This window comes from Nocardia tengchongensis (genome assembly GCF_054781395.1).
Map to the genome: position 1 here is coordinate 221,721 of NZ_BAAGUM010000003.1, position 19,063 is coordinate 240,783.

Annotated in this window: 17 protein-coding genes; 10 read left to right on the plus strand and 7 right to left on the minus strand. The window is 69.0% G+C overall.

Going from position 1 to position 19,063, the window contains the following annotated elements:
• Positions 1 to 146: 146 nt before the first annotated feature.
• Positions 147 to 3,326 carry an isoleucine--tRNA ligase gene (gene ileS, locus ACYVKL_RS03895; RefSeq protein ID WP_379171079.1) on the plus strand — a complete coding sequence of 1,060 codons (3,180 nt, stop codon included), beginning with the start codon at positions 147 to 149 and terminating at the stop codon, positions 3,324 to 3,326.
• Positions 3,327 to 3,397: 71 nt separating this feature from the next.
• Here the strand turns inward: ileS and ACYVKL_RS03900 are convergent, their stop codons facing one another.
• Positions 3,398 to 3,976, minus strand: coding sequence for a TetR/AcrR family transcriptional regulator (locus tag ACYVKL_RS03900; protein WP_379171077.1), 579 nt, complete (start codon positions 3,974 to 3,976; stop codon positions 3,398 to 3,400).
• 132 nt (positions 3,977 to 4,108) lie between these two features.
• Here ACYVKL_RS03900 and ACYVKL_RS03905 point away from each other — a divergent pair, with 132 nt between their 5' ends.
• Positions 4,109 to 4,375: a putative antibiotic biosynthesis monooxygenase gene (locus ACYVKL_RS03905; RefSeq protein WP_379171075.1), complete on the plus strand. Its 267-nt coding sequence runs from the start codon at positions 4,109 to 4,111 to the stop codon at positions 4,373 to 4,375.
• A 192-nt stretch (positions 4,376 to 4,567) separates the two neighbouring features.
• A complete protein-coding gene (locus ACYVKL_RS03910) occupies positions 4,568 to 5,119 on the plus strand; it encodes an NlpC/P60 family protein (RefSeq protein ID WP_379171073.1) in 552 nt (183 codons plus the stop codon).
• A 6-nt stretch (positions 5,120 to 5,125) separates the two neighbouring features.
• Here ACYVKL_RS03910 and ACYVKL_RS03915 read toward each other — a convergent pair whose 3' ends face one another.
• Positions 5,126 to 5,539 carry an organic hydroperoxide resistance protein gene (locus ACYVKL_RS03915; protein WP_213560482.1) on the minus strand — a complete coding sequence of 138 codons (414 nt, stop codon included), beginning with the start codon at positions 5,537 to 5,539 and terminating at the stop codon, positions 5,126 to 5,128.
• Positions 5,540 to 5,650: 111 nt separating this feature from the next.
• On the opposite strand from ACYVKL_RS03915, the gene ACYVKL_RS03920 reads away from it, so the two are divergent.
• Positions 5,651 to 6,190 (plus strand): TetR/AcrR family transcriptional regulator, encoded by a 540-nt coding sequence (locus ACYVKL_RS03920; protein WP_213560483.1) that lies wholly within the window; start codon positions 5,651 to 5,653, stop codon positions 6,188 to 6,190.
• Here ACYVKL_RS03920 and ACYVKL_RS03925 read toward each other — a convergent pair.
• Positions 6,187 to 7,233 (minus strand): ABC transporter permease, encoded by a 1,047-nt coding sequence (locus tag ACYVKL_RS03925; protein ID WP_379171071.1) that lies wholly within the window; start codon positions 7,231 to 7,233, stop codon positions 6,187 to 6,189. The genes ACYVKL_RS03920 and ACYVKL_RS03925 overlap by 4 nt on opposite strands.
• A 55-nt stretch (positions 7,234 to 7,288) precedes the next feature.
• Between ACYVKL_RS03925 and ACYVKL_RS03930 the strand changes: the two genes are divergently transcribed.
• On the plus strand, positions 7,289 to 7,735 hold the full coding sequence (locus ACYVKL_RS03930; protein WP_379171068.1) for a MarR family winged helix-turn-helix transcriptional regulator: 447 nt from the start codon (positions 7,289 to 7,291) through the stop codon (positions 7,733 to 7,735).
• 18 nt (positions 7,736 to 7,753) lie between these two features.
• Here the strand turns inward: ACYVKL_RS03930 and ACYVKL_RS03935 are convergent, their stop codons facing one another.
• Positions 7,754 to 8,839: an alpha/beta hydrolase gene (locus tag ACYVKL_RS03935; protein ID WP_379171471.1), complete on the minus strand. Its 1,086-nt coding sequence runs from the start codon at positions 8,837 to 8,839 to the stop codon at positions 7,754 to 7,756.
• A gap of 191 nt (positions 8,840 to 9,030) precedes the next feature.
• The gene (locus ACYVKL_RS03940; RefSeq protein ID WP_379171066.1) at positions 9,031 to 9,909 is read right to left on the minus strand and encodes a UTP--glucose-1-phosphate uridylyltransferase; all 879 of its coding nucleotides are present in this window, start codon (positions 9,907 to 9,909) and stop codon (positions 9,031 to 9,033) included.
• Between the two features lie 230 nt (positions 9,910 to 10,139).
• Here ACYVKL_RS03940 and ACYVKL_RS03945 point away from each other — a divergent pair, with 230 nt between their 5' ends.
• The 3 genes from ACYVKL_RS03945 (at position 10,140) to ACYVKL_RS03955 (ending at position 15,543) form a co-directional block, all read left to right on the plus strand.
• A complete protein-coding gene (locus ACYVKL_RS03945) occupies positions 10,140 to 11,465 on the plus strand; it encodes a DNA polymerase IV (RefSeq protein ID WP_379171469.1) in 1,326 nt (441 codons plus the stop codon).
• 181 nt (positions 11,466 to 11,646) lie between these two features.
• Positions 11,647 to 12,147, plus strand: a complete 501-nt coding sequence (locus ACYVKL_RS03950; RefSeq protein ID WP_357202291.1) for a WKL family lipoprotein — start codon at positions 11,647 to 11,649, stop codon at positions 12,145 to 12,147.
• Between the two features lie 93 nt (positions 12,148 to 12,240).
• Positions 12,241 to 15,543, plus strand: a complete 3,303-nt coding sequence (locus tag ACYVKL_RS03955) for an arabinosyltransferase domain-containing protein (protein ID WP_379171063.1) — start codon at positions 12,241 to 12,243, stop codon at positions 15,541 to 15,543.
• Between the two features lie 71 nt (positions 15,544 to 15,614).
• On the opposite strand, the gene ACYVKL_RS03960 is transcribed toward ACYVKL_RS03955, so the two are convergent.
• The gene (locus ACYVKL_RS03960) at positions 15,615 to 16,328 is read right to left on the minus strand and encodes a hypothetical protein (protein ID WP_379171061.1); all 714 of its coding nucleotides are present in this window, start codon (positions 16,326 to 16,328) and stop codon (positions 15,615 to 15,617) included.
• On the minus strand, positions 16,316 to 17,320 hold the full coding sequence (locus ACYVKL_RS03965) for a hypothetical protein (protein ID WP_357202299.1): 1,005 nt from the start codon (positions 17,318 to 17,320) through the stop codon (positions 16,316 to 16,318). The genes ACYVKL_RS03960 and ACYVKL_RS03965 overlap by 13 nt, the downstream gene beginning before the upstream one ends.
• Before the next feature lie 162 nt (positions 17,321 to 17,482).
• On the opposite strand from ACYVKL_RS03965, the gene lspA reads away from it, so the two are divergent.
• Both lspA and ACYVKL_RS03975 read left to right on the plus strand, forming a co-directional pair.
• On the plus strand, positions 17,483 to 18,136 hold the full coding sequence (lspA, locus tag ACYVKL_RS03970; protein WP_379171059.1) for a signal peptidase II: 654 nt from the start codon (positions 17,483 to 17,485) through the stop codon (positions 18,134 to 18,136).
• Positions 18,133 to 19,059: an RluA family pseudouridine synthase gene (locus ACYVKL_RS03975; RefSeq protein ID WP_379171056.1), complete on the plus strand. Its 927-nt coding sequence runs from the start codon at positions 18,133 to 18,135 to the stop codon at positions 19,057 to 19,059. The genes lspA and ACYVKL_RS03975 overlap by 4 nt, the downstream gene beginning before the upstream one ends.
• Positions 19,060 to 19,063: the final 4 nt, after the last annotated feature.

Sequence of the window (19,063 nt, forward strand, 5' to 3'; positions counted from 1 at the left end):
ACAGCTCGCAACGAGAGGCTCGGTCCGGCAAGGGTTTTCATGCCCCAGCGGTCCGGGCAAGCGGGGTGGTACCGCGGTTACGGCGCGCCGAGCGCCGGGATCGTCCCCGTGCCCACGATGCTGGCACGAGGAGACGAGAGGCCGCGATGGCGGACGAGAGCAGCACCCGAAGCGCATACCCCCGCGTGGACCTGAGCCGGACCTCCGGTCAGGTCTCCTTCCCCGAGCTGGAGCAGCGGGTCCTGGACTACTGGGCCGCCGACGACACCTTCCGCGCCAGCATCGAGAACCGTTCTGATGCAGAGGAATTCGTCTTCTACGACGGTCCGCCCTTCGCCAATGGATTGCCGCACTACGGTCATCTGCTGACCGGATACGTCAAGGATTTGATCCCGCGTTTCCAAACCATGCGCGGGAAGAAGGTCGAACGGCGATTCGGCTGGGATACTCACGGCTTGCCCGCGGAAATCGAAGCTGAGAAGCAGCTCGGTATCACGGACAAATCACAGATCGATGCCATGGGTCTCGCGGAATTCAATGCCGCGTGTAAATCTTCGGTCTTGCGCTACACGAACGAATGGCGTAACTACGTGACCCGCCAGGCGCGGTGGGTCGACTTCGACAACGACTACAAAACCCTCGACCTCGACTTCATGGAGTCGGTCATGTGGGCGTTCAAGTCGCTGTACGACAAGGGCCTGATCTATCAGGGCTTCCGGGTGCTGCCCTACAGCTGGTACGAGCAGACCCCGCTGTCGAACCAGGAGGCGCGCCTGGACGACTCCTACCGGATGCGGCAGGACCCGGCGGTCACCGTCGACATGGTGCTCCAGGTGCCGGCCGAGCACCCGCTGCACGCCCTCGACGGCGCGAACGCGCTGATCTGGACCACCACGCCGTGGACGCTGCCCTCCAACCTCGCCATCGCCGTGCACCCCGACGTCACCTACGCGCACGTGCAGGGCAAGGACGGCAAGCGCTATGTGGTTGCCGCCGAGCGGGTCTCGCACTACACCCGCGAGTTCGGCGAGGAGCCGCAGGTGCTGTCCGAGCACTCGGGCGCGGCCCTCGAGGGCCTGAACTACCTGCCGCCCTTCGACTTCTTCGCCGGCCACCCGCGCGCGCACCGGGTGCTCGAGGCCGACTACGTGACCACCGACTCCGGCACCGGCGTCGTCCACCTCGCGCCCGCGTTCGGTGAGGAGGACATGGATGTCTGCACCGCCAACGGGATCGAGATCGTGCAGCCCCTCGACGCGGGCGGCAAGTTCACCTCCATGGTGCCGCCCTACGAGGGCCTCATGGTCTTCGACGCCAATCCGGTCATCATCAAGGACCTCAAGGCCGCCAAAAAGCTGTTGCGGCACGAAACCATCGAGCACTCCTACCCGCACAGCTGGCGCTCGGGTCAGCCGCTGATCTACATGGCGGTGCCGTCCTGGTTCGTGGCGGTCACCAAGTTCCGCGACCGCATGGTGGAGCTCAACAAGGAGATCACCTGGGTTCCGGAGCACATCCGCGACGGCCAGTTCGGCAAGTGGCTGGAGAACGCCCGCGACTGGAACATCAGCCGAAACCGCTACTGGGGCGCGCCGATCCCGGTGTGGGTCTCCGACGACCCGGCCTACCCGCGGGTGGACGTCTACGGCTCGCTGGACGCGCTCGAGCGTGACTTCGGCACCCGACCCGACGACCTGCACCGGCCCATGATCGACGACCTGGTGCGCCCGAATCCCGATGACCCGACCGGGAAGTCGATGATGCGGCGCACCCCCGAGGTGCTCGACTGCTGGTTCGAGTCGGGCTCGATGCCGTACGCCCAGGTGCACTACCCCTTCGAGAACAAGGAGTGGTTCGAGGGCGCCTCGACCGAGTCCATTGACGGCGCCGCCGTCGCAGCCCCGCACAGCCCCGGCGACTTCATCGTCGAGTACAACGGCCAGACCCGCGGCTGGTTCTACAACCTGCACGTGCTGTCGACCGCGCTGTTCGACCGCCCGGCGTTCAAGTCCGTTGTGGCGCACGGCATCGTGCTCGGCGACGACGGCCTGAAGATGTCCAAGTCCAAGGGCAACTACCCCGACGTCAACGAGGTCTTCGACCGTGACGGCTCCGACGCCATGCGCTGGTTCCTGATGGCGTCGCCGGTGCTGCGCGGCGGCAACCTGATCGTCACCGAGCGCGGCATCCGCGAGGGAGTCAGCCAGGCGCTGCGCCCGCTGTGGAACGCGTGGACCTTCCTGCAGCTCTACGCCACCGAGCCCGGCACCCGGCGCACCGACTCGAAAAACGTGCTGGACCAGTACATCCTGGCCAAGCTCGCGGCGACCCGCGACGTCATGACCGACGCCCTCGAGGTCTACGACATCGCCACCGCCTGCGACGAGCTGCGCACCTTCGCCGACGCGCTCACCAATTGGTATGTGCGCCGGTCGCGTTCGCGCTTCTGGGAAGAGGACCGCGACGCCATCGACACCCTGCACACGGTGCTCGAGGTGACCACGCGCCTGGCGGCCCCGCTGCTGCCGCTGCTGTCCGAGGTGATCTACCGCGGCCTCACCGGCGAGCGTTCGGTGCACCTGACCGACTGGCCGAGCGCCGACGAGCTGCCGCACGACGCCGCGCTGGTGTCGGCCATGGACGAGGTCCGCACGGTCTGCTCCACGGTGCTGAGCCTGCGCAAGGCCCAGAACCTGCGGGTGCGCCTGCCGCTGTCGGAGGTCACCGTGGCCGCCGCGGAGGCGGAGAGCCTGCGGCCCTTCGTGGATCTGATCGCCGACGAGGTCAACGTCAAGCGCGTCGACCTGACCACCGACGTGGCCGTCCACGGCCGCTTCGAACTCGTGGTCAACGCGCGCGCCGCCGGTCCGCGCATCGGCAAGGACGTCCAGACGGTGATCAAGGCCGTCAAGGCGGGGGAGTGGAGCGAGGCCGCCGACGGCACCGTCTCCGCCGCCGGGATCGCCCTGCTGCCCGAGGAGTACACCCAGCGGCTGGTCGCCGCCGAGCCCGAGTCCACCGCCGCCCTGCCCGGCAATGCCGGTCTGGTGGTGCTGAATTCGGCGGTCACCGAGGAACTCGAGGCCGAGGGCTGGGCCCGCGACCTGATCCGCGACCTGCAGGAGACCCGCAAGTCGCTGGGCCTGGACGTCTCCGACCGCATCACCGTGGTCCTCGACGTCCCGACCAACCGCCTGGGCTGGGCCGAAACCCACCGCGACCTGATCGCGGGCGAAATCCTCGCCACCGCACTGACTTTCGGTGCGGCGGCCGCGGACGCCTCCGAGATCGTCGGCGGCGTGAAGGTCTCGATCACCAAGGCGTGACCCGATAGTCGCGAAGGGGCGGAACCGAATCGGTTCCGCCCCTTCGTCTTTGTCCGAGTCGCGAGTTCGTCTCAGCCGCGCGGCCGCAGACCCTCGAGGATGGGCTCCACCAGCGTCGGGACCTCGAGTAGGTCGCCGGCGCCGAGCAGGAAGCGGAGGTAGACCGGGCCGTAGAGCATGTTGGTCATCGTGAGCAGGGGGAGATCGTCGCGAATCTGCCCGGCGCGCATGGCCGTGTCCAGTCGCTGTCCGGCCATGCGGACCCTGGGCTCGATGAAGGTCTCGCGGACCATCTGCAGGAGCTTCGGGTCGTTCTGGGCCTCGGCGATGACACCGCGGTAGACGCAGCCGGCGTCGCTCGCCAACATGCGCGACAGGGCAGTGATCTGGGTGGTCAGGTCGGCGGCGATATCGCCGGTGTCGGGAAAGTCGGTGGCCGAACCCACGTGATCGTTGATGGCCTCGAGCGCGATCGCGCCCTTGGAGGGCCACCAGCGGTAGATGGTCTGCTTGCCGACGCCCGCCTGCGCGGCGATGGCCTCGATGGTGAGTTTGCCGTAGCCGTTGCGGACGGCCAGGTCGAAGGTCGCGTCGAGGATCGCCTGATGCGACTTGGCGTTGCGCAGTTCGGGGTTGGGCGGCTGGGGCATGGGTCCATCATAACCCGCGAACGAGACGGTACGTCTCGTCTTGACACCGTTCGAGCGACGGGATAACTTACTTCATGAGACGAGACGGACCGTCTCGCCGAGAAAATGGGAAACGGTCGCTAGGAGCGAACAATGAGCACCCTCACCACCACCCCCGCCGCAGTCGCCCCCGTCGCCGCCGCCATGCCGTCGGTGCACCGCCGGGCGCTGATCACCTGGCTGGCCGTGTACCCCACCATCACCGTCGCGCTGGCTCTGCTCGGCCCCGAGATGGGCGGGCTGCCGGTGTTCCTGAAGACGCTGGTCCTGACCGTGATCGTGGTTCCGGTCTCGGCCTACCTGCTGGTTCCGATGCTGATGAAGGCAAACCAGCGGCTGACCGCGCGGTTCACCCGCTGACCCCTCGCAAACCGGCAGCGCCCATCCGGATCTCCGGGTGGGCGCTTTCGTTTGCCGAGTGACCTGGGTCTCGAGACACGCCAGTGGTGGTTCCCTTGTGACGCATGTGGCCGGTGCGATAGAACGGCTAATAGTTGGTTAATGATCTTTCACAAGCTCTTCCCGCGGTATCACCGATGAAGGGGCGCGCACATGGCACGAAGACGGTTTCGCCGTTTCACTTCACTGGTCACCGGCGCCACGGCGCTGATCACGGCCGCCGCGCTCGGGGCGGGACTCGCCCAGGCCGATACCGGATCGGCGGGATCGGGCTCGGCGTCCGGATCCTCCTCCGGCAGCGGCACCGGATCGTTCTCCGGAAGTGCCAGCGGCTCGGCGCAATTGCCGATCGCCAGCCCGCGTGCCATGGCGGCGCTGGCGCTGGCCGGCACCCAGACCGGCAAGCCCTACGAGTGGGGTGGCACCGGTCCGGACGCCTGGGACTGCTCGGGCCTGGTGCAGTGGGCCTTCCGCAGCGTCGGCATCAATCTGCCGCGCACCACCTGGCAGCAGGCCGAGACGGGGTCCGAAGTCCCCTTCGGCGCCATGCAACCCGGTGATGTGCTCATCCTCAACGATGACGCCTCCCACGAAGGCATCTACGCGGGAGGCGGCATGGTGTTGAACGCTTACGACTGGGGTGTGCCCGTCGGCCTGACTCCGCTGAGCCAGTTCGACATCTACACGATTCGCCGCTACTTCTGAATCGCCCTACTCGACAATCAGTTCCACGGGGATGTTGCCGCGGGTGGCCTTGGAGTACGGGCACACCTGGTGGGCGGCCTCGACCAGTTCGCGGCCCTGCTCGTTCTGCAGCTCCTCGGGCAGTTCGACGTGCAGCACGACCGAGATGCCGAAGCCGGTCTCGTCGTCCTTGTTCAGGGTGACGTCGGCGGTCACCGAGGTGTCGCCCAGCTTGACGCCGGTGTTGCGCGCGACCGCCTGCAGCGCGCCCGCGAAGCAGGCCGAGTAGCCCATCGCGAAGAGCTGCTCGGGGTTGGTGCCGTCGCCGCTGCCGCCGGCCTCCTTGGGCTGGGCCAGCTTCAGGTCCAGGTACCCGTCGGAGCTGACCGAGCGGCCCTCGCGGCCGACGGAGGTGGCGGATGAGGTGAAGAGTGCAGGCATTTCATTCTCCTAGACAGACTTGTCTGTTCACGTCCGGACCCAGAGTAGACAGATCTGTCTGCTATCGTCAATACGAAGACCCGATCAGGGAGAGGGAGTGCAGGTCAGCCAATGAGCGAAGCCCGCGAGCGCCTGCTGGACACCGCCACCCGGCTGTTCTACGCCGAGGGGATTCACACGGTCGGCATCGACCGCATCATCGCCGAGGCCGGGATCGCGAAGGCCACCTTCTATCGGCACTTCAAGACCAAGGAAGATCTGGTGGTGGCCTACCTGGTGCGCGAATACGGCCGCCAGCGCGAACTGCTCGAGGCCATCCCCGGCTCGGGCACCGACTCCATCGTCGGCATCTTCGAACGGCTCGGTGAGCTCAGCCGCGGCCCGGGCTTCCGGGGCTGCCCGTTTCTCAATGCGGCCGTGGAGTTTCCGAACTCCGATCACGCCGTGCGCAAGGTGGTCGACGAGTACCGCGCCTGGTTCCGAGACCTGATGGCCGACCGTCTGCGCGCCGCCGGCCACCCGGAGGTCGACGACGCCGCCCGCGCGCTGCTGCTCACCCGCGACGGCGTGACCATCAGCGGGGGCGTCGGAGACGCGGAGACGGTCCGGGTGGGCATCCGGACCGCCTTGTCGCAGTGGGGTATTCGCTAGACCCCGACCGCCTCTTCCATCTCCTCCTCGGCCGCCTCGCTCGCGGCGGGCGCGGGGGCGGCGTGCTTCGGCGCGAGTTGCGCCGCGGCGTGGCGCTTCTCGACCAGGCCCGCCGCGACCATCAGCACCACGCCCGCGGCCAGCCACAGCACCAGGCTCGCCATCCGGCTGCCCAGTCCGATGCCGTCGAAGTAGAGCAGGCTGCGCGCGCCCTCCACGAAGCCCGCGCCGTTCCAGAAGCGGTGCAGGGTGCCGAAGAAGTCGTTCTGCAGCCACGGGCTGTAGACGCCGCCGGAGCTGGTGAAGTTCAGCATCACGAACAGCACCATCATGGCCAGGGTGGTCCAGCGCTTCAGGAAGGTGTGCAGGCCGATGCCGATGGTCAGGATGCCCGCCGAGTACAGCCACGACATGCCCCAGATCGCGCCCAGGTCGTGGTCGACGATGTGGAAGACCGGGCCGGCCAGCGCCAGGCCGATCAGGCTCACCAGCAGCGAGGTGACCAGGCCGATGGCGGCCCGCACCCGCATGGGCAGGCCCGCGCCCGCCGCGCTGATGGCGGCCACGCTGCCGTAGGAGCCGATGCTCAGCGCGACCAGCAGGAAGAAGATGCCCTGCGCGGTGGGGTCGCCGGAGCTGGGGGTGGTGACGTCGGTGACGGTGAGCGGCGTGTTCTGCAGTCCGGCGACCTGGCCGAAGACGGCCTCGGCGGCCATGGCCGTGGTGTCGGATCCGGCCCTGGCGACCAGCAGTTCGGGCTTGACCTGATCGGGTACGTAGGCGCCGGCCAGATCACGGTGCCGCAGCTTGTCCACGGCGTCGTCGCGGGTGGGCACGGTGATCACGTCGAGGGCGTTGCCGCCCTTGTCCTTCAGTGACTGCGCCAGCACCTTGACCTGCGGGCTGTCGCCGACCACGGCCACCGCCAGATGGTTGGGCTCGGGCTGGTGGAACGCGCCCAGGTACGCCAGTCCCATGCCGAGGCACATGAGCAGCGGGGTGAGCAGGTGCAGGGCGACATGCCGGATCTGATGGGTGGCCATGGGTTCTTCTCCAATAGTTGGTAAATACAACCAATCGAGGTTGTAGTCTACAACTATGAACAGTGAACCCGCATTCCCCGGGCGCGCCGATGCGATCGAAGTCATACAGCGCGAGCTCACCGCCTTCGCCCGCCGCGCCCGCGGCCGCGCGAGTGAACTGCACCCGGAACTGTCGCTGGTGGCGTCCAGCATTCTCGACCTGGTGATCGAGCGGAACGGCTGCCTGGCCGCGGACCTGGCCGGGCACTTCCACCTCGACAAGTCCACGGTCAGCCGCCAGGTGGCCGCGCTGGAACGCGACGGCTACCTCGAGCGCGAGGTCGACCGGGCCAATCGCCGCAACCTGGTGCTGCACGCCACCACGGAGGGCAAGCGGGTCGCCCGCGCGGCCGCCCGCAGCCGCGCCGCGGCCTTCACCGAGCGTTTCCAGGACTGGGACGACGCGGACGTGGAGCGGCTGGCGGGATATCTGGTGCGCTACAACGCCGCCGACGCGGGCTAGCCCCGAACCCGGCCCGGCTCAGTTGGATTCGGACGACCGCTGGGTCTCGGGCGCCCAGTCGGCGTCGGGCAGTCCCATGCCCTTGGCCAGCACCGGCCACGACGAGCGCAGCGCGTCCTGCCAGTACCCCCACGAGTGGGTGCCCGCCTGGGTGATGTCGAAGGTCGCGGGAATGCTCATCTCGCGCAGCCGCGCCTTGAGATTGCGGGCGCACCAGTCGCTGGCCGCCTCCAGGATGCCGCCCACCAGAATCTGTTGCGGCAGACCGCCGTCGGCGGGGCCCAGGCTGCGGGTGTCGGCGACATTGTCGTGCTTGCCGGGCAGGCCGCTGCCATTGGAGACGTAGATCTCCATGCCGCGCAGCGCCTCGGCGTGCACGTAGGGGTCGTTGGCGGCCCACTCCGGATCGTCCAGCGGCCCGTACATGTTCACCGGATTGCCGCCGCCGATGCTGATCACCAGGTTCGCGAACTTCTGCCCGACCGGATCGCTGATCTGCGCGCACCCGCTGTAGGCGGCCACCGCCCGGTACAGGCCCGGCGCGGCGATCGCCAGCTGCAGCACCGAGGTCCCCGACATGGACATGCCCGCGATGGCATGGGTCCCATCGGTATCGAGCGCCGCGTCGACCAGTGGCGGCAGCTCCTCGGTGAGGAAGGTCTTCCACATGGGTTGCCCCAGTTTGGGATCGGCGTTGCGCCAGTCGGTGTAGTAGGTGAACGCGCCGCCGATCGGCATCACCACGTTGACGTTCTTGTCCATGAAGAACTGGGTGGCATCGGTATTGCGCTTCCAGGTGGCCGTGTCCTGGCCGCCGCCCGCGCCGTTGAGCAGGTACAGCACCGGCCGCGGCGCCGACGGATCGGCGGGCCGCTGCACCTCCACCGCGATATCGGTGTCCATCGCGGCCGAGTGCACGTGCAGGGTGAGATTGCGGCCGTCGTGCACCTCGAAGCCGGTGATGGCCGAGCCGTCGTCGGAAACCGTTGTGCCGGCCAGGGTCGCGGTGGCGGTGATCGGATCGGGGGGAGCGCCGAAGGCCGGGCCCGGGGGCACGACCGTGGTGACCGTAGTGACAAGAGAACAACTTGCCGCCGCGAGCAATGCTGCCCGAGTGCCCAATCCGCCTAGCAAAACCGACCTTCGATCCACAGGGTGTCCCGACCCATGCGCATGATCGTCGAATCAAGCCCCAATGTTTCAGGTTTCGACAATATCGGGGTTGGCGTGCTTGTGGCGCACGGCACTTGTGTGCCGGGCTGTGTGGATCGGCTGTGGCCGGGCGGGTGTCGGTGCTACTCCGCGACCAGCTGGCGCAGCAGCGGACCGTACTCCGGATGCGCCAGCGCCGAGGCGAACTGCGCGGTCAGGTAGTCGGCCGGGTTGCCGGTGTCGTACCAGCGGCCCCGAATCACCTGGCCGTACACCGGGTTCTCGGCGGCGAAGATATTGATGGCATCGGTCAGGTACACCTCGCCGGTGCGGTGGGTGTACCAGAGGTCGACCTGGCGGCGCAGTTCGGCGATGATGCCCGGGGTGACCACGTAGCCGCCGATCGCCGCGAACGCCGACGGCGCGTCGGCCTGCTTGGGCTTCTCCTTGAGGCCGCTGATCCGCATCAGGCCGTCGCCCTCGGTCTCCTCGACCACCGGCACGCCGTAGCGCGAGGATTCGGCCGGGTCCATCGGCATCAGCGCCAAGACCGGTGCGCCGGTCTTGGCGTAGGCGTCGACCAGCTGCTGGGCGCGCGGCACCTCGGCGACGAACACGTCGTCGGGCCACAGCACCAGCATGGGCTCGTCGCCCAGGTGGCGGGCGGCGTTCAGCACCGGGGTGCCGTTGCCGTAGGGGCCGTGCTGGTCCAGGTAGGTGATGTGGCCCGCGCGGCTGAGCTCGCCGACCTCCTCCACGGCGTCGGCGTAGGCGGTCTTGCCGTCGGCGCGCAGCTGCGCGACCAGCGCCGGGTTGGGGCGGAAATGGTCCTGGATCAACGACTTTCCACCGCTGACCACGATGGTGATGTCGGTGATGCCGGAGGCCACGAGTTCGCGAACGGTGTGTTCGATGACCGGCTTGTCACCCACCGGGAGCATTTCCTTCGGGATCGCCTTGGTCAACGGCAGCAGGCGCGAGCCGATACCCGCAGCGGGAATCACGGCCTTGCGAATCGTCATGCACGAATTCTCACACACGTTCCTGGCCCTACCTGTCGGTAGCCGCTTGTAGATTTCCCTCTGTGACCACCCCCGCCGGCCCCGCGAACTCGGCCATCGTGCCTGGTGAGGCCGATTGTCCAGGGGCGGCGACGCGCGGTGGCAGGTCGGCGGGCGTGGCGGCGGATTCACGGCAACCACTCAGCTCGGCCGGAGTTCGGGGGCAGCGGCGCTGGGTGCTGCACATAGATATGGACGCCTTCTTCGCCTCGGTCGAACAGCTGACCCGTCCGACCCTGCGCGGCCGGCCGGTGCTGGTGGGCGGCATGGGCGGCCGTGGCGTGGTGGCGGGAGCCAGCTACGAGGCGCGGGTGTTCGGGGCGCGCTCGGCCATGCCCATGCATCAGGCGCGACGGCTGGTCGGCGGATCGGCGGTGGTGGTGCCGCCGCGCGGGGTGGTGTACGGGGAGCTCAGCGGACAGGTCTTCGAGGCGCTGCGGTCCCGGATCCCGGTATTGGAGACGCTGTCGTTCGACGAGGCGTTCGGTGAACCGGCGGAGTTGGTGGGGGCGACGCCGCAGCGGGTGGCCGCGTTCTGCGAGGAGCTGCGCTCGGCGGTGCGCGAGCGCACCGGGCTGGTGGCCTCGGTCGGGGCGGGCAGCGGCAAGCAGCTCGCCAAGATCGCGTCCGGCCTGGCCAAACCCGATGGGGTGCGGGTGATTCCGGCCGCCGAACAGGACGGCTTCCTCGCGGCGCTGCCGGTGCGGAAACTGTGGGGGATCGGGCCGGTGGCCGAGAGCCGCTTGCGCTCATTGGGAATCGAGACGGTGGGGGCGCTGGCGGCGCTGCCCGAATCCGAGGCGGCCTCGATCCTGGGCGGCAATATCGGGGTGACGCTGCATCGGCTGGCGCGCGGCATCGACGACCGGCCGGTGTCCGAGCGCGCCGAGGCCAAGCAGATCAGCGCCGAAACCACTTATGAGACCGACCTTCTCACCCTCGCGCAGCTGCGCCCCGCCATCGATGCCATGGCGGTGTCGGCGCACCGGCGGCTCAGCGCGGACGGGCGGGCGGCGCGCACGGTGGTGCTGAAACTCAAGAAGACCGATATGAGCATCGTGACACGTTCGTCCACCTTGCCTTATGCCACCGAGGATCTGGTCACGCTCACCGCGGCGGCCCAGCGCTCGGCACTGGATCCGGCCGAGATCGGCCCGATTCGCTTGGTGGGGGTGGGTTTCGCCGGATTGTCCGAGATCCGGCAGGAGTCGCTGTTCCCGGAGCTGGATCAGACCGTGGACGCCGGCCGCCCGGTCGCCGAGGAGCCCACGCTCGCCGCGCCCGGCGGCCCGGATCCGCTGGTACCGCCCGCAACTCGGTCCTTCGCGCTCGGGACCTGGTATCCGGGTCTGGATGTCGAACACCCGGAATTCGGGCACGGCTGGGTGCAGGGCGCGGGGCACGGCGTGGTGACCGTGCGCTTCGAAACCCGTTCCACCGGGCCGGGTCCCACGCGCACCTTCCCCGCCGAGGATCCGGCTCTGACCAGGGCTGATCCACTGGGCAGCCTGCGCTGATCCGGTTAAGGCCCGAATGCGTGAATTATGTGGATTCGGCCTGAATATGCCGCGCCATCGGCTGCGAAGGCGGATTCCGCGACGTCGCGTTGGTAGTGTCGCCAGTCGGGCAGCGCCGCCAGGCGCGCGTAGCTGTCACGTTGTTGTCGAACGGACCTACTCGAACGCAAAGGACGAGCAGTTGAAGCTTCAGAAGACTGGACGCATCGCGGTTGCCGCACTGGCTGTCGTGACGGTACTCGGGCTGTCGGCGTGTGGCAGCGGTGACAAGAAGGAGACCAAGCCCACCAAGGCGACCACCTCGAAGGTCACCGGTGCGCAGGGCAACTATCCGCCGGCCCCGTCGGCCGCCGACCTGAACGCCGAGCTGCAGAAGGCGCTGGACCCGAACATCCCCGATGCCCAGAAGCTCGACATGATGCAGGGCGCGAACGCGGACCCGAGCCTGCCCAGCCGCCTGACCGAGGCCTACCGGCAGAACAACGCCACCATCACCGTCACCAACGTGACCGACCTGGGCAACGGCACCATCACCGCCGACGCGCAGTTCGCCGTCAACGGCGGCCAGCCGCAGCAGGCGGTCGTGCCGTTCGTGGCCGAGGACGGCAAGTGGAAGGTCCAGAAGGACTGGGTCTGCAACGCGCTGTCGCTGGCCAACCAGACCTCCCCGGCCTGCGGCTAGTCTCCGACGACCGACCCGGCATTCGCTCGTCGAATGCCGGGTTCGTCCGTCTTCTTGGCGGACGATGATGAGGACCGCTTAGGATCTGCGGTCGTGACGGACGTGTTGGAGAAGGCGGGGCAAGATGCCGCCGGGAGTGCTGGTGCCGAACCCGAGAGACGGCTTCGAGGGGGCTGGGCGCGACCGCTCGCTCTGATCGCCGGCCTGATCGCCGTGCTCGCGGCCCTCGCGGTGCCGTTCCTGCCGGTGCGGGTGGACCACACCACTCTGACCTGGCCGCAAGGCAATTCGACGCAGAGCATCGAAGCCCCGCTGATCAGCTACGCGCCGCAGAGCTTCGACGCCACCATTCCCTGCGCGGCCGTGACCCAGCTCGGCGCCAAGGGCGGCACCCTCGCCGCCACCGGTCCCGACGGTGCGCCGGATCTCGAGAAGTACGGCTTCGTGGCCAAGGTCACCGCGGCCACCACCACCGCCGACGGCGTGACCACCCCCGGCAAGCTGGAAGCGGTCCTGCACCACAAGACGCTGCTGAGCGTGCCCGTCGACCAGCTCGGCGCGGGCTGCGTGCTCACCGTCCACTCCGGCTTCACCTCCTCCACGGCGACGCTGAGCGGCAGCACGGTCGCCCCGGTCACCCTCGACGGCGACTACCGGCCGCAGCTGGTCGGCATCTTCAGCGACCTGACCGTCTCCGACGGCGTGAAGGTCACCGCGGAGGTCGACAGCCGCTTCAGCTCCACGCCGAGCCCGCTCAAGCGGATCGCCATCTGGACCGCCGTCATCGGCACCGTCGTCGCGCTGGCCGCCCTGTTCGGGCTGGACCGCCTCGACGGCCGCCGCAGCCGCCGCTTCCTGCCGAAGCACTGGTGGACCTTCCAGCCCGTCGACGCGGTGGTGCTGGGCACGCTGGTGCTGTGGCACTTCATCGGCGCGACCACCTCCGATGACGGCTACCAGTTCGGTATGGGCCGGGTCAGCATTCACGCCGGCTACATGGCCAACTACTTCGGCTACTTCGGTGTCCCCGAAACACCGGTCGGCACACCGTATTACGACCTCATCGGACACATGGCGCAGATCAGTCCCGCGAGTGTGTGGATGCGGCTGCCCGCGCTGCTGGCGGGCGCGCTGATCTGGCTGGTCCTCAGCCGTGAGGTGATTCCCCGCCTGGGCGCGCGCGTGCGCCGCGACCGCATCGCGGTGTGGACCGGCGGACTGGGTTTCCTGGCGGTCTGGCTGCCCTACAACAACGGCCTGCGCCCGGAACCGCTGGTGGCGCTGGGTGTACTGCTGACCTGGGTGTCGGTGGAACGGGCCATTGCGACCGGTCGGCTGCTGCCGTTCGGTATCGCCGTCACCATCGGCGCGTTCACCTGTACCGTCGGCCCGTCCGGCATCATCTGCTTCGCGCCGCTGCTGGCGGGGATCCGGCCGATCTGGCGGATCCTCAACAGGCGCGCAACGGATTTGGGCAAGCCGACCGCGCCCGGTGCGAGCACGCTGACGATCCTGCGCGCCCGCGCCGGTGCCTACCTGACCCTGGCGGCCCCGGTGGTCGCCGCCGGCGCCGTGGTGCTGGCGATCATGTTCTGCGATCAGCCGCTGGCGTCGATGTCGGAGATGAGCCGGGTGCACACCGCGGTCGGCCCGGACGTGCACTGGGACGCCGAATACATTCGCTACCAGTACCTTTTCATGCCCACCATCGACGGTTCGCTGGCGCGGCGCTTCGGCATGTTCGCCTTCTGGATCGGCCTGCTGGTATGCACGGCGGTGGTGCTGCGCAAGGGCGGCCGGATCCCGTTCACCGCCTCGGGCCCGGTGCGCCGGGTGCTGGGCACCGGCGTCGGCGTCATCCTGCTGATGATGCTGACCCCCACCAAGTGGACCCACCACAACGGCATCTACGCCGGATTGGCCGGTGTCGTAGCGGTTCTCACCGCGGTCGCCGTGGGCCCGCGGGTGATGCGCTCGCCGCGCAACCGCGCGCTGTTCGCCGCGGTGATCGCCTTCGCGCTCGCGGCGGCGTTCGCCAGCATCAACGGCTGGTGGTACGTGTCGAACTGGTCGATCTCCTGGAACGACAAGCCGGTGGTGCTGGCCGGGTTCCTGGTCTCCAAGCTCTTCCTGGGCGTCGCGCTGGCGCTGCTGGCGCTGGCCGGCTGGTTCCACGTGCGCGCGCCCGAACAGCCCGGCCCGCACCGGATCTCGAAGCTGGGCTGGCGTTTCATCGCCATCCCGCCGCTGACCGTGGCCGCCGCCTTCATGGTGGTGTTCGAGGTCGCGATGCTGGCCAAGGGCGCGGTCGCGCAGTACCCGGCGTACTCGCTGGCCCGCTCGAATGTCGATGCGGTGCTGGGCAAGCCGTGCGGGCTGGCCCGCGACGTGCGGGTCGAGGAGCATCCGAACGAGGGCATGCTGGTGCCGCTGACCGGCGACGCGCACAGCGCCTTCGCCGCCGACGCGACCGGCTTCTCGCCGCACGGCGTGGCCACCGATCTGCGCCCCGACGACGACCTCGACACCGGCGGCAGCGTCGCCAGCGCGGTCAGCGGTCGCAGCAGCGGCACGGCCGACGGAACCACCACCGCGCCACTGCCTTTCGGCCTGGACTCCAGCACTCCGGTGCTGGGCAGCTACAACAGCTCCGAGGCGGTTTCGACGCTGACCACCGGCTGGTACGCGCTGCCCGCCGCCAAGGACCGCGCCGGCATCATCTCGATCGCCGCCGCGGGCCGCATTCGCTCGGTCGACAAGGACGGCATCGTGACGCCCGGCCAGTCGGTCGAGGTGGAATACGGTGTGCCCGGCGCCGACGGTGTGCCCGAGGCGCAGGGCCGGGTCACGCCGATCGATATCGGCCCCGCCCCGACCTGGCGCAATCTGCGGACGCCGCTGAGCGATATTCCGGCCGACGCCATCGCGATTCGCATCGTCGCCACCGATCGTGACAGCGATCCCAAGCAGTGGGTGGCGCTCACCCCGCCGCGCATCCCGCACACGGTCTCGCTCGAGGACTACGTCGGCCGCACCAAGCCGGTGCTGCTGGATTGGGAAGTGGGCCTGCAGTTCCCGTGCCAGCGGCCCTTCGATCACCTCGACGGCATCGCCGAGGTGCCCGAGTACCGCATCCTGCCCGACCGCGGCGGCGCGGCCATGACCACGCTGTGGCAGAGCCACGACGGTGGCGGCGCGCTGGGCTGGAGTTCGATGCTGCTGCGCCCGGTCACCATCGCCACCTTCCTGGACAACGACCCGCGCCGGGACTGGGGTGAGCTGCAGCGGTACGAGCGGATCGACTCGTCCGCGCAGACCGCGAAGCCGTCGGTGACGGTGGAGACGCATTCCGGGCGCTGGAATCCGGGACCGATCAATGTGACCGGCTGGCAGTAGCCTGCTGACGAGCCGCCCCCGCTTCCATCAGGAAGCGGGGGCGGAGTCGTTCGTGGAGGTTCAGCCCGCGATTACGGACCCGCGGCTCCCCGCAGTTTGCGCACCTGGGCCGCGGTCATGGCGCTGAGCTGCTGCGGATCGGGTTCCTTGGCATCGGAGTGGGCGATCTGCACGACCGTGGATCCGACCAGCGTGATGCTCACATCGGTGTAGAGGGTGATCCCGTCGCTGGTGGTCCGCACCTGGAAGGCGGTCGACGCGTCCCCGGCCTGCGGCTGATTCAATCCGCCCAGCCGGAATTCGACCTTGGTGTTGTCGGCGTCGGTGCCCGAGTACTTCGTGCACCCGGTCAGCAGTGACTGGACGGTGGTGAACGCCCGCACCGCGCCGCCGTTCGCGTAGGACGCCGCGTCGATGTCGACACTGGCGAAGTTCATCCCGCCGAACTGGGCCGCCGCCTGGGCCGCCGCGCCGGGGGCCTGAACGGCGATGGCCGCCAGCACCTTCGCGCACTCCGCGGGATCGGTCTTGGCGCCCGCCCCGCCGGCGTTGCCGGGCGGCGGATCGTCGAGGGCGGTGAAGCCCGCGGGCAGCGCCGTCAGATCCAGCAGGTCCGAGCGCAGCGTGTACTGGTCGAGAACCGGTGCGTCCCCGGGCGACTGCGACGGCTGCACGGCCGGGCCCAGACTGGGCAGCGGGCCCCCGGAGTCCTTACTGTTCCCGCAGGCGGTGGCGGTCAGCGCGAGCACGCCCGCCAGCAGCGCCAGCCTGGTCAGGCTCCCCACTGCACCTCCGTGCGCAGGCTCTGACGCAGGGTCACCGCGCTGCGCGGGTCGCGGTAGGTCTGGTTGCCGCCCACTTCCACCGTGCCCGAAACCGGCAGCGGCAGGTCCAGATCCACGGCGATGGTGCCGGTGCCGTGCATGAGGTAGTCGACGATCTCGAGCTGTCCGGCCTCGTTGGGCAGATGCCAGACCGTGGACTTCGGGGTCTGCACCACGTTCAGTTCGATGGTGAGGTCATTGCCGTCGCGGGCGGTGAGGGTGCAGGTGGTGACCTGCTCGAGCGGGACGCTCCCGGAAACCGGTTGCCGCACCGTCCACACCGCGCCCACGCCGACGGCTTCGGCCGGGAACGCGATCGACTGGTACACGGCCTGATAGAACGACTGCTCCAGGGCGGCGCGCGCGGCGTCGGAGGTGGAGGGCTTGGGGGACAGCTTCAGCGCGGTGATCGCACCCACGTCGCTGACGTCGATCCCGACCCGGGATCCGTCGGCGGGCGCGAGCGCCTTGGCCATCGCCGGATCGGGGGAGGTGACGTTGCCGACGGTCAGTTCGACACCGTCGGCGCCGGAGCGCGCGGTCAGCGGAATGGTGATCGAGGGCGGGGAGATGTCGCGCTGCGGCTGCTGATTGATCTGCTGTTCGATGTGGTGATCGGTGGTCAGCGTGACCTGCTGGCTGATGCCCGGTTCGAGGGTGCGGCGCAGCGGGGAGCGGGGTTCGGCGCCCGGGCTGATCACGGTGGTGGTGACCGCCTCGATGGGCATGGTGACTTCTTTGTTGACGCCGACCGGTTCGGTGCCGTCGGACTCGGTGATGGTTTCGGACCCGTCGCTGCACCCGACGCCGAAGGCGGTCAGGGTCATGGCCAGGACCAGCATCAGGACCCCGGAACGGGTGGTGCGCGCGCCCCCGCGCCGCGGCGGTCGCGGTGTGCCGGAACAGCATGCGGTGGCGTTCGCCGAGCTGGGGGAGGAAGACAACACCGTCACGTCGAACAGGTTACGACGCGTTCCTGAAAAACAGCTGGGATCCTGTGCCGCCGCCGTTTCGGTGCCCGCGGACCGAGCTTCGGGTTCGCCCGGGCGGCGGTTCGGAGCCGCCGGGCCCGGACCGTTCAGAGTCGCCGAGCAGGCATGAGGAATGATGTCAGGGTGAGTACCGACCGGCCGCGCGAATCCGGCGCTGAGGAACCAGACAAGTCGACAGGGGAGAACACCCCGTCGACCGACGACCGGACTTCCCCCGCCGAGCCGACGGAATCGGACGCCGCACCCGCGGCGACTCAGCCCCTGCGCCTGCGCAACCTGCTCGTGCTCGCCGCCGTGGTACTCGGTCTGGATCTGCTGACCAAGACCATCGTGGTCTCCACCATGACCCCCGGCAAGCCGATCTATCTGATCGGTGACTGGGCGCGGCTGTCGCTGGTCCGCAACCCGGGCGCCGCGTTCTCCATGGCCACCGGCATGACCTGGCTGCTGACGTTGATCGCGGCCGCGGTGGTGATCGGTGTCGTCCGGATCGGCCGCACGCTGCGGTCGCTGCCGTGGGCGATCGGCCTCGGCTTGGTGCTGGGTGGCGCGCTGGGCAATCTCATCGATCGCCTGTTCCGCGCGCCGGGCCCGCTGCAGGGCCATGTGGTGGATTTCGTGGCGGTCGGCTGGTGGCCCGTATTCAATGTGGCCGATTCGGCGATCGTGTGCGGCGCGATCCTGCTGGTGGCGTTGACGGTGTTCGGTTACGAGCCCGACGGCACCCGCATGCACCGGCAGCCGGCGGCATCCAACGTGGAGGGGAAGACGGCGTGAGGGAAACTCGCAGTATGCCGGTGCCGGACGGCCTGGACGGCATGCGTGTCGATGCCGGGCTGTCGCGGCTGCTGGGGCTGTCGCGGACCGCGGTGGCGGCCATGACCGAGGACGGCTCGGTGCAGCTGGACGGTGTGGCGGCCGGCAAGTCGGACCGGCTCAGCGCTGGCGCCTGGCTGGAGGTCGAGTTCCCCGAGCCCAAGCGCGAACTCACGGTCGAGGCGACTCCCGTGGACGGCATGAAGATCCTCTACGCCGACGACGACATCGTCGCCGTGGACAAGCCCGTCGGCGTGGCGGCCCACACGGGCGTCGGCTGGACCGGCCCCACGGTGGTCGGCGGCCTGGCGGCCATGGGCTACCGCATCTCCACGTCGGGGGCGCACGAGCGGCAGGGCATCGTGCACCGACTGGACGTCGGCACGTCCGGCGTGATGGTGGTCGCCCAGTCCGAGCACGCGTACACCCAGCTCAAGCGCGCCTTCAAATACCGCACCGTCGAGAAGCGCTATCACGCTCTGGTGCAGGGACATCCGGACCCGAGCAGCGGCACCATCGACGCGCCGATCGGCCGCGCCCGCGGCAACGACTGGAAGTTCGCGGTCACCGCCGACGGCCGCCCGTCGGTCACCCACTACGACACCGTCGAAGCCTTCCAGGCGGCGAGCCTGCTCGACATCCATCTGGAAACCGGTCGTACGCACCAGATTCGCGTGCATTTCTCGGCGGTCCGCCACCCCTGCTGCGGTGACCTCACCTACGGCGCGGACCCGCGCCTGGCCGAACGCCTGGGCCTGGAACGCCAGTGGCTGCACGCCCGCCAGCTGGGGTTCAACCACCCCGCCGACGGGCGCTGGGTCGAGATCACCAGCGAATACCCCGCCGACCTGGAACACGCGCTCGACGTCCTGCGCCAGCACTGATCGG

What these genes read in the sequence shown, in the direction of transcription:
- ileS (WP_379171079.1), top strand. Translation starts at nt 147, where the DNA reads ATGGCGGACGAGAGCAGCACCCGAAGCGCATACCCCCGCGTGGACCTG.
- ACYVKL_RS03900 (WP_379171077.1), bottom strand. Translation starts at nt 3,976, where the DNA reads ATGCCCCAGCCGCCCAACCCCGAACTGCGCAACGCCAAGTCGCATCAG.
- ACYVKL_RS03905 (WP_379171075.1), top strand. Translation starts at nt 4,109, where the DNA reads ATGAGCACCCTCACCACCACCCCCGCCGCAGTCGCCCCCGTCGCCGCC.
- ACYVKL_RS03910 (WP_379171073.1), top strand. Translation starts at nt 4,568, where the DNA reads ATGGCACGAAGACGGTTTCGCCGTTTCACTTCACTGGTCACCGGCGCC.
- ACYVKL_RS03915 (WP_213560482.1), bottom strand. Translation starts at nt 5,539, where the DNA reads ATGCCTGCACTCTTCACCTCATCCGCCACCTCCGTCGGCCGCGAGGGC.
- ACYVKL_RS03920 (WP_213560483.1), top strand. Translation starts at nt 5,651, where the DNA reads ATGAGCGAAGCCCGCGAGCGCCTGCTGGACACCGCCACCCGGCTGTTC.
- ACYVKL_RS03925 (WP_379171071.1), bottom strand. Translation starts at nt 7,233, where the DNA reads ATGGCCACCCATCAGATCCGGCATGTCGCCCTGCACCTGCTCACCCCG.
- ACYVKL_RS03930 (WP_379171068.1), top strand. Translation starts at nt 7,289, where the DNA reads ATGAACAGTGAACCCGCATTCCCCGGGCGCGCCGATGCGATCGAAGTC.
- ACYVKL_RS03940 (WP_379171066.1), bottom strand. Translation starts at nt 9,909, where the DNA reads ATGACGATTCGCAAGGCCGTGATTCCCGCTGCGGGTATCGGCTCGCGC.
- ACYVKL_RS03945 (WP_379171469.1), top strand. Translation starts at nt 10,140, where the DNA reads ATGGACGCCTTCTTCGCCTCGGTCGAACAGCTGACCCGTCCGACCCTG.